The organism is Paenibacillus sp. 2KB_22 (genome assembly GCF_052115745.1).
Lineage (GTDB): Bacteria > Bacillota > Bacilli > Paenibacillales > Paenibacillaceae > Paenibacillus.
In genome coordinates this window covers 246,953-254,320 of sequence record NZ_JBFRHG010000006.1, presented here as the reverse complement: position 1 = coordinate 254,320, position 7,368 = coordinate 246,953, and the positions used below count along the sequence as shown (strand labels likewise).

The 7,368-nt window shown below is 47.9% G+C and carries 7 protein-coding genes and 2 rRNA genes; 5 read left to right on the top strand and 4 right to left on the bottom strand.

The features are described 5' to 3' along the window. The 5 genes from AB4111_RS26500 to AB4111_RS26480 all read left to right on the top strand — a co-directional run. Nucleotides 1-140 (top strand): 23S ribosomal RNA (locus AB4111_RS26500); the annotation flags it as partial. A 137-nt stretch (nt 141-277) separates the two neighbouring features. Further along, a 5S ribosomal RNA gene (rrf, locus tag AB4111_RS26495) occupies nt 278-394 on the top strand. A gap of 185 nt (nt 395-579) precedes the next feature. Beyond that, on the top strand, nt 580-1,203 hold the full coding sequence (locus AB4111_RS26490) for a deoxynucleoside kinase (RefSeq protein ID WP_442033940.1): 624 nt from the start codon (nt 580-582) through the stop codon (nt 1,201-1,203). Continuing rightward, nucleotides 1,200-1,856 (top strand): deoxynucleoside kinase, encoded by a 657-nt coding sequence (locus AB4111_RS26485; RefSeq protein ID WP_442033938.1) that lies wholly within the window; start codon nt 1,200-1,202, stop codon nt 1,854-1,856. The genes AB4111_RS26490 and AB4111_RS26485 overlap by 4 nt, the downstream gene beginning before the upstream one ends. A gap of 219 nt (nt 1,857-2,075) precedes the next feature. Then, nucleotides 2,076-2,558, top strand: a complete 483-nt coding sequence (locus AB4111_RS26480; RefSeq protein ID WP_442033936.1) for a hypothetical protein — start codon at nt 2,076-2,078, stop codon at nt 2,556-2,558. Between the two features lie 507 nt (nt 2,559-3,065). On the opposite strand, the gene AB4111_RS26475 is transcribed toward AB4111_RS26480, so the two are convergent. From AB4111_RS26475 to thiM, 4 genes are all read right to left on the bottom strand, one after another. After that, entirely contained in the window at nt 3,066-3,809 is a 744-nt protein-coding gene (locus AB4111_RS26475; RefSeq protein ID WP_442033934.1) for a MerR family transcriptional regulator, read from the bottom strand. A gap of 432 nt (nt 3,810-4,241) precedes the next feature. After that, the gene (thiE, locus tag AB4111_RS26470; protein ID WP_442033932.1) at nt 4,242-4,907 is read right to left on the bottom strand and encodes a thiamine phosphate synthase; all 666 of its coding nucleotides are present in this window, start codon (nt 4,905-4,907) and stop codon (nt 4,242-4,244) included. Then, nucleotides 4,907-5,719: a bifunctional hydroxymethylpyrimidine kinase/phosphomethylpyrimidine kinase gene (gene thiD, locus AB4111_RS26465; RefSeq protein WP_442033930.1), complete on the bottom strand. Its 813-nt coding sequence runs from the start codon at nt 5,717-5,719 to the stop codon at nt 4,907-4,909. Before thiD ends, thiE begins: the two co-directional genes overlap by 1 nt. Next, entirely contained in the window at nt 5,716-6,528 is an 813-nt protein-coding gene (gene thiM, locus AB4111_RS26460; protein WP_442033928.1) for a hydroxyethylthiazole kinase, read from the bottom strand. Before thiM ends, thiD begins: the two co-directional genes overlap by 4 nt. Nucleotides 6,529-7,368 lie beyond the last annotated feature (840 nt).

The window sequence follows — 7,368 nt, the reverse complement described above, 5'->3', positions numbered from 1 at the left end:
CATCTAAGCGTGAAGCCCCCCTCAAGATGAGATTTCCCAGTATGTAAGACCCCTTGAAGACGACGAGGTAGATAGGCTGGGGGTGGAAGTGCAGCAATGCATGGAGCTGACCAGTACTAATCGGTCGAGGGCTTATCCAATAGCAAGTTGTAATTCGCACACTTTCGTTTCGAATCTAGTTTTCAGAGAACGATCTCTGAATATGCGCTGAACCATTCATCCACACAGCCGTGTAGGACCGAATGGAACGCGAACGCATTTGTTACACAAATGCTCGTTTGGTGGCGATGGCGGAGGGGTTCCACACGTACCCATCCCGAACACGACCGTTAAGCCCTCTAGCGCCGATGGTACTTGGACCGCAGGGTCCTGGGAGAGTAGGACGCCGCCAAGCAATCGAAAGACACACTTGATGATATCGAGTGTGTCTTTTTTATTTTAATGTAATTCATTCGTTCAGATTTGACTTGTTATATACATAAAATACTGGCATTCCAATCCTTAAAGCTGTGATACAATAGGTGAGGTCTATATAGAAAACGGAAACACGCATAAGTACGAGGAGGAACAGTGAACACGATGAAATCAGCCCCGTTTATTGCCGTGGAAGGTCCGATCGGAGCGGGGAAAACAACGCTGGCAACGATGCTTTCCCATGAATTGAATCTTCCGTTAGTTAAAGAAATTGTAGAAGAGAATCCATTTTTGGCTTCCTTTTATCAGGATATCGACGAATGGAGTTTCCAATTGGAAATGTTCTTTCTGTGTAATCGGTTTAAACAATTGGAAGACACGGGTGCTCATTATGTAGAGCAGAATACCCCAGTCATTTCGGACTACCATATTTATAAAAATATGATTTTTGCCGATCGTACCTTAAAAGGAACGAAACGGGATAAATACCGTCAAATCTATCATCTGTTAACAGATGATCTGCCAAAGCCCAATCTGGTGCTTTATATTGAAGCTGAACTCGATACGTTGATGTACCGCATTAACAAGCGTGGACGCTCATTTGAGCAGGACATGGACCCGACATATATGGAACAACTGATCGCTGATTACAAAACAGGTATGGACTATCTTGCGAATAGCTCAAATCCGCCAGTAATCATTAAGGTCAATGCAGAGCAACTCGACTTTGTGGAACATCCTGAACACTTCAGGCAAATTGTTAATCAGGTAAAGGAGTATATTATATGAATAACTATGGCATTCCAACGAATGCATTAATTACGGTAGCAGGTACGGTTGGAGTGGGCAAATCTACGTTAACAGCTGCGCTTGCACAGCGTTTGACCTTTAAGACTTCTCTGGAGCAAGTCGATCATAATCCATATTTGGAGAAGTTCTATCATGACTTCGAGCGTTGGAGCTTCCATCTGCAGATTTATTTCCTAGCAGAGCGCTTCAAGGAACAGAAAAAGATTTTTGAACTGGGTGGGGGATTCGTACAGGATCGTTCCATCTATGAAGATACGGGCATTTTCGCGCAAATGCATGCAGATCAAGGAACTATGTCTGCAACAGATTTCGAGACATACAGCAGTTTGTTTGAAGCAATGGTGATGACACCGTATTTCCCCCATCCAGATGTGCTGATCTATCTGGAAGGCAGTCTGCCTTCGATTTTAAACCGAATTACGGAACGGGGACGTGAGATGGAAATTCAGACGGATCGTTCGTACTGGGAACACATGCATGAGCGCTATTCCGTGTGGATTGATCAGTTTACGGCTTGCCCTGTGCTGCGTCTGAACATTGATGAGTATGATGTGCATGATCCTGCATCGGTGGATGCTATTTTGGCACAGATTGCAGCTGTCATTCAGCCTGCCAAGGAAGCGCAAAGATAAGAGAGAATGAGTTTCCCAATGTAGTTTTCTGGGTTACAGTGGTTATATCTAAAATATAGATACGGACAACATCCTTTCTACGGCTATTATGCTGTTGGAAGGGATGTTTTTTTATGGCCATCAGTAGAAAAATGTTGAATAATAGGCCTTTTTGTGGTTTCATAGGAAAGGTGAATTCTGGAAAAGAAGCATATGCATGACTCAGGAGGGAAAGACAACGTGGAAGAGAAACAAGGAGTTAAAATCGGTATGCCGATCATTGGTGGCTTAATTGCAGCCATTCTGGGAGGCATCGTGTGGGCGGCTATTGCCGCAATGACCGAGTATGAGGTAGGATTAATTGCGATTTTGATTGGAGCGCTCACGGGCTACGCCGTTGTGTTGTTCTCCAATAAACAGATTGCGACAGTACATAAGATTATTGCCGTACTGTTTGCACTCGTTGGCATTTTGCTGGGGAAATATCTGACGGTGGTTTATTTTACTTCCGAACTGTTTGGTGATGTAAGCGTGATGGAACTTGTGTTTGATAGCGAGATGATTAGCGCGTTTGCAGAAACCTTCCAGGACTATTTCAGTCAACCCATTGATTTGTTATTCATTGTGCTTGCGATTGTATCTGCATGGCAGATTCCTGGCCGGATGGCGAGAACCAGTCTAGCATCGGATGCCTCTTCATCGGATCACGCACCAAGAGCTTAGTCGAATAGACGGTGTAATGCAGAACGCACTCGTTGTGATGAGGGACAATGGAACAGAGAATGTAGTAAAGAGCTATTTTTATTAGAAAAGGTAATTATAAAGTACTCAGAGTGAGCAGCAGTTAGGCTTGTTCACATTGCGGCTGAGTTACTTGCATACACAAAAGGGACGATATGCCTGAGGGCGTACGTCCCTTTTGTGTATCCACTAAGTAGTAGATGGGATATGCTCATAAATGTTCCAATAACTCGGATCTTTTCGAATAAGTCACTACGTAACTCAAGTAAGATAATCGGCTTATTCACAAGATGAATTTTAAGAAGGATATGGTCACCACAGGAGAAAGATTCAAATATCCGGATGGTCATTTACAACGAATCAAGCTGATGACGAGAAAATGGTTACCTTTACGGAATATAGGTTCAAACTCCAGGTTATCACTTAGAGCGCATATTTTACGGTAATGAGGGAGGAATAATACTGCACGTAGGGGAAAACAGGTCTATATTATTTGTTTTGATTAGCAAATACAGCCATGGCATCTCGCATGAATACCGCCAATCCATCGCCAAACTGGTCAATATTACGTGTGAAGCGTTCATCGTCCACGTACATCTGACCAAGTCCTCTAAAGGCTTCAGGTGAGTAGCTCCCCATTTGGTTTAGCCAAGTGTACCAGTCTTTGATGCCAGCTTGTGCCTCCGCAGATGCTGGTTCTGTGTGACGAAGTGAAGCCAGGTGTTTGTAGATTTCATTCATTTGATCGGATAGAGCCTTCTGCTCCGTGGTTGATGTACTGTGCAGCTTCTGATTTGCCTGATCGACAGCATGGTCTCCCCACCGTTCACGCGCTTCCTGTTCATACGGATTCTGGCTAAAATTAAATCCTTCGAATTGTTCTTTGGCTGTCATTTTAATGTCTCCTCTCACGTGTAGGACTGTTTTATCAATGGTAGCAATCATCTGGTCCAAGCGTTGGCGCTTCTCCAGCAGTATAAGTCGATGCATTTTAAGTGCTTCTTCCGGATTGAAGGAGGGGTTGGTTATAATGTTTTTGATCTCCTTCAGAGAGAAGTCGAGTTCCTTGAAAAACAAAATCTGCTGCAACCGTTCCAGGTTGGCATCTGAATATAACCGATAACCGGCAGAAGTCACTTCGTCCGGGGTTAATAGTCCGATCTCATCATAGTGATGCAGTGTGCGCACACTGATCGAGGCAAGTTCGGCAACTTCTTTTACCTTCATGGCCATGAGTGAAACCTCCTTACAACACTGATTGTACAGTGTCACGTTACGTGAGAGTCAACAGTTGAAAATGAAAAAAACAAGATGCGAGCAAGGAAGCTGCATCTTGATCATGGATTGGTAACTGGATCTGGCTAGATGTGACTAGAGGTGATTGGAATGTGACTGGGTGTGACTAGATGTGACTAGAGGTGATTGGAATGTGACTGGATGTGACTAGATATGACTATATGTGAATAGGTATCACGAAATAATTGTATTATTCAGTCACTGTAGGGGCGGCGGCTGGGCTTCTATGTCGAAGACATGGGCTGCTGCCGCGCCGCAGGGGTGTTGTGTGGCTCCTCTGTTATGGAGAGGAGAGCGATTGGTTGTGGGCTGTGGGCTGCACCTATGTATTTGGTGCAGCCCACAGGCTGGCAGTGCAGGGGAGCAGGGCTACGCCTGCATCCCGCGCACTGCCGCAGCGAACTGCGCAGCCGCTGCGCGCACGTCGGCCGCGCCCGCGATGGCGGAGATGACGGCTACGCCGTCGGCTCCAGCCGCCATCACGGCGGCCGTGGTATCGGGCGTAATGCCGCCGATACCCACAATCGGAACTGCGATGCCTGCGGCGCGCAGTTCCGACACCCCTGCGGGGCCCAGCACAGCGTGGGCATCCGCTTTGGAGCGCGTCGGGTACATGGGCCCGACGCCAAGATAGTCGGCGCCCGCCTGCACAGCACGGCGCGCCTCATCCACAGAGTGGGCGGATACGCCAAGCATCCGCCCATCTCCAATGCGGGCGAGTACCAGCGCCGCGTCCGCATCGTCCTGGCCGACATGCACGCCGTCGGCCTCCACCGCTACAGCCAGCTCCACATCATCGTTCACGATGAACGGGACCCCGTGCTGGCTGCACACCTCGCGAAGCCGCATCGCAAGCGTCATGCGAGCTTCGCCAGACAGAGCGCCAGTTCCCTTTTCGCGGAACTGGAACAGCGTAATGCCGCCAGCAATGGCTTGGCGCAGCACCTCGACAGGGTCTTGCGTCGTATTAACGCTGCCCATGACCAAATACACCTGCATCGCGCGTCGTACCGCCTCTGCATCCCAAGGGCGCATCACTGTTCACCCCGCTGTCTGCGCTGATACGCAAAATGATTCGTTGGCCCATGTCCGGCCCCAATCCCCAGCTCGTCTTCAATGGCTGCCTGAATGAATGCTCGCGCGGTCGTAACGGCAGCCAGAACGGGTGAACCCTTGGCTAACTCTGCGGTGATCGCAGCAGAGTATGTGCATCCTGTTCCGTGTGTATGACGTGTTACCACACGAACATTCTCCAGATAATGAAAAGACTGCCCATCGTAGAGCACATCCACGATCATGCCACTTCCTTCATCATGACCACCTTTGACCAAAGCATACGTTGAGCCCATCTGTACAATCCGTCTCGCAGCCTCTTCCCGCTGACTGAGATTCGTGATGGACATTCCGGTAAGTAGTTCCGCTTCCGGAATATTAGGCGTTGTGATTAGGGCATGGGGCAGCAGCTCTGTAACCAGCGCCTGTACAGCTTCCTGCTGGAGCAGGGGGGCGCCGCCTTTGGCGACCATCACGGGATCGATGACCAGATTAGACCAACGGTATTGCTGCCACTTCTCAGCGACTAGTCGAATAATCTCGGCACTATAGAGCATACCGGTCTTCGCCGCGATTGGCTGAAAGTCTTCTCCGGTTGAGTCCAATTGCTGGGCAATGCCATCGTAAGGGATGGGAAAGACACCCTGTACACCTGTTGTATTTTGGGCAGCTATAGCCGTGATAACCGTCATGCCGTATACCCCAAGCTCCTGGAACGTTTTCAGATCGGCCTGAATTCCTGCACCGCCCCCGTTATCAGAACCTGCAATGGTTAGCGCTTGAGCAATGCTCATATTGCACCTCCACGGATCTGAAGGACTTGTGCGCGTTCTGCCAAGAGGTCTGGTGTTACTTGTGCCAGTTGATTCAACAATTCAATCTGGAAGCTGCCCGGCCCCTGATGAGCTGTGTGCTCTGCCGCGAGTTCAGCTGCTACGCCATAAAAAGTGAGTGCTTCAACAACACTGTCCAGAAGATCGGCTTCCGATACCGCGATGGCAGTAAAAGCACCAATCACCGAACTGAGCAGACAGCCAGCACCCGTGACCTGAGTGAGCAAGGCATGACCATTACTTGTGAGGAATGTGGATTGTCCATCGGTAATGATATCTTCTTTTCCCGTGATGACCACGACACAGCCAAGATGTTGTGCTGCCCGCTCCGCAATTCCAATCCGGTCACCTTCACCTGATCCTGCATCGACACCTTTGATACTCCAGCTTTCACCAATGACATTGGCGACTTCCGCTACATTGCCTCGCAGTACCGTGAGACGAAGCTCACGAACGAGCATCTGAACGGTTTCTGTACGATAGGCAGTTGCGCCTGCACCGACGGGATCAAGCACCACAGGCACATGATGCGCATTAGCAGATTGGCCTGCAAGTCGTATCGCCTGAACAACTTTGTCATCCAGTGTCCCAATGTTGAGTACCACGGCGCCTGACATTTTGGCGACATCAGCGACCTCTTCATGAGCATAGGCCATAAAAGGGGACGCACCAAGTGCAAGCAAACCATTGGCTGTGAAGGGAGCAACGACAAGGTTGGTAATATTGTGTACCAGCGGATTTTGCGCACGAACACGTTCCAGATAAGACATATAATTTCCTCCTTGTTTTGAGTAACCCCACCGACAGAATTCCGATATGTTGGGTCACTCAGCAGAATAATAGGATATGAGTCTCCTTGCCTGAGTATGGCGCAGAGTGTAATGACAACAAGAGGTATGAAAGCAGCGGTAAAATAGAAACGTAAAAATAAATCAATTTCATAAACTCACTAAAATGAATTTTTGTAACTGAATATAGATAAACTGAATCTTCTTGCACTATGTCTGTCCTTGATTGAAACAGCTAAAGGTTGCATGCATAGATAGAAACGCTGATGTACAAAAAAGCAACAATATTAAAACGAAACAGTACAAAATACATAATAAAGAAAGTGGAGCCAGGGCCTGTTTCCAAACTCAGGCAAGCGATACGGTGATGGACGTAAGCGTCCAAATAGAGTCATAAAGACCAACACCAACATCACACCAAGACCAAGCTGGCAGCTCTTTTGGCGAATTCCTTGCGCATGGTCAGACGGTGTTTCTAAAGAACCCAGGACATCTTATTTGGCGGTCAAATCCTACTTTTGAAATGTAAGGAACGTCAGACACGTTATTTCCCAGAATTCCTTGATTAAAACGCTGCAAACGGCTGTTTATTCTGATATAGCGTGTCTCAGATTCCTTAGATTTCTGAGACTGCTTTAAATCCTTGAATAAGACGTCTCAGATTCGTTAGCGCTCGCCGCATGCTCTACTCTGAACACATTAAGGTGTTCAGCTCACGGTAGAATTGAAGATGTGCGCTAATGTACATGACCAAATGCATAGCACCAAGCCGCCCAAACGTATACAAGGTACTCGATCGCATACCATGTCAACCAAACGCAT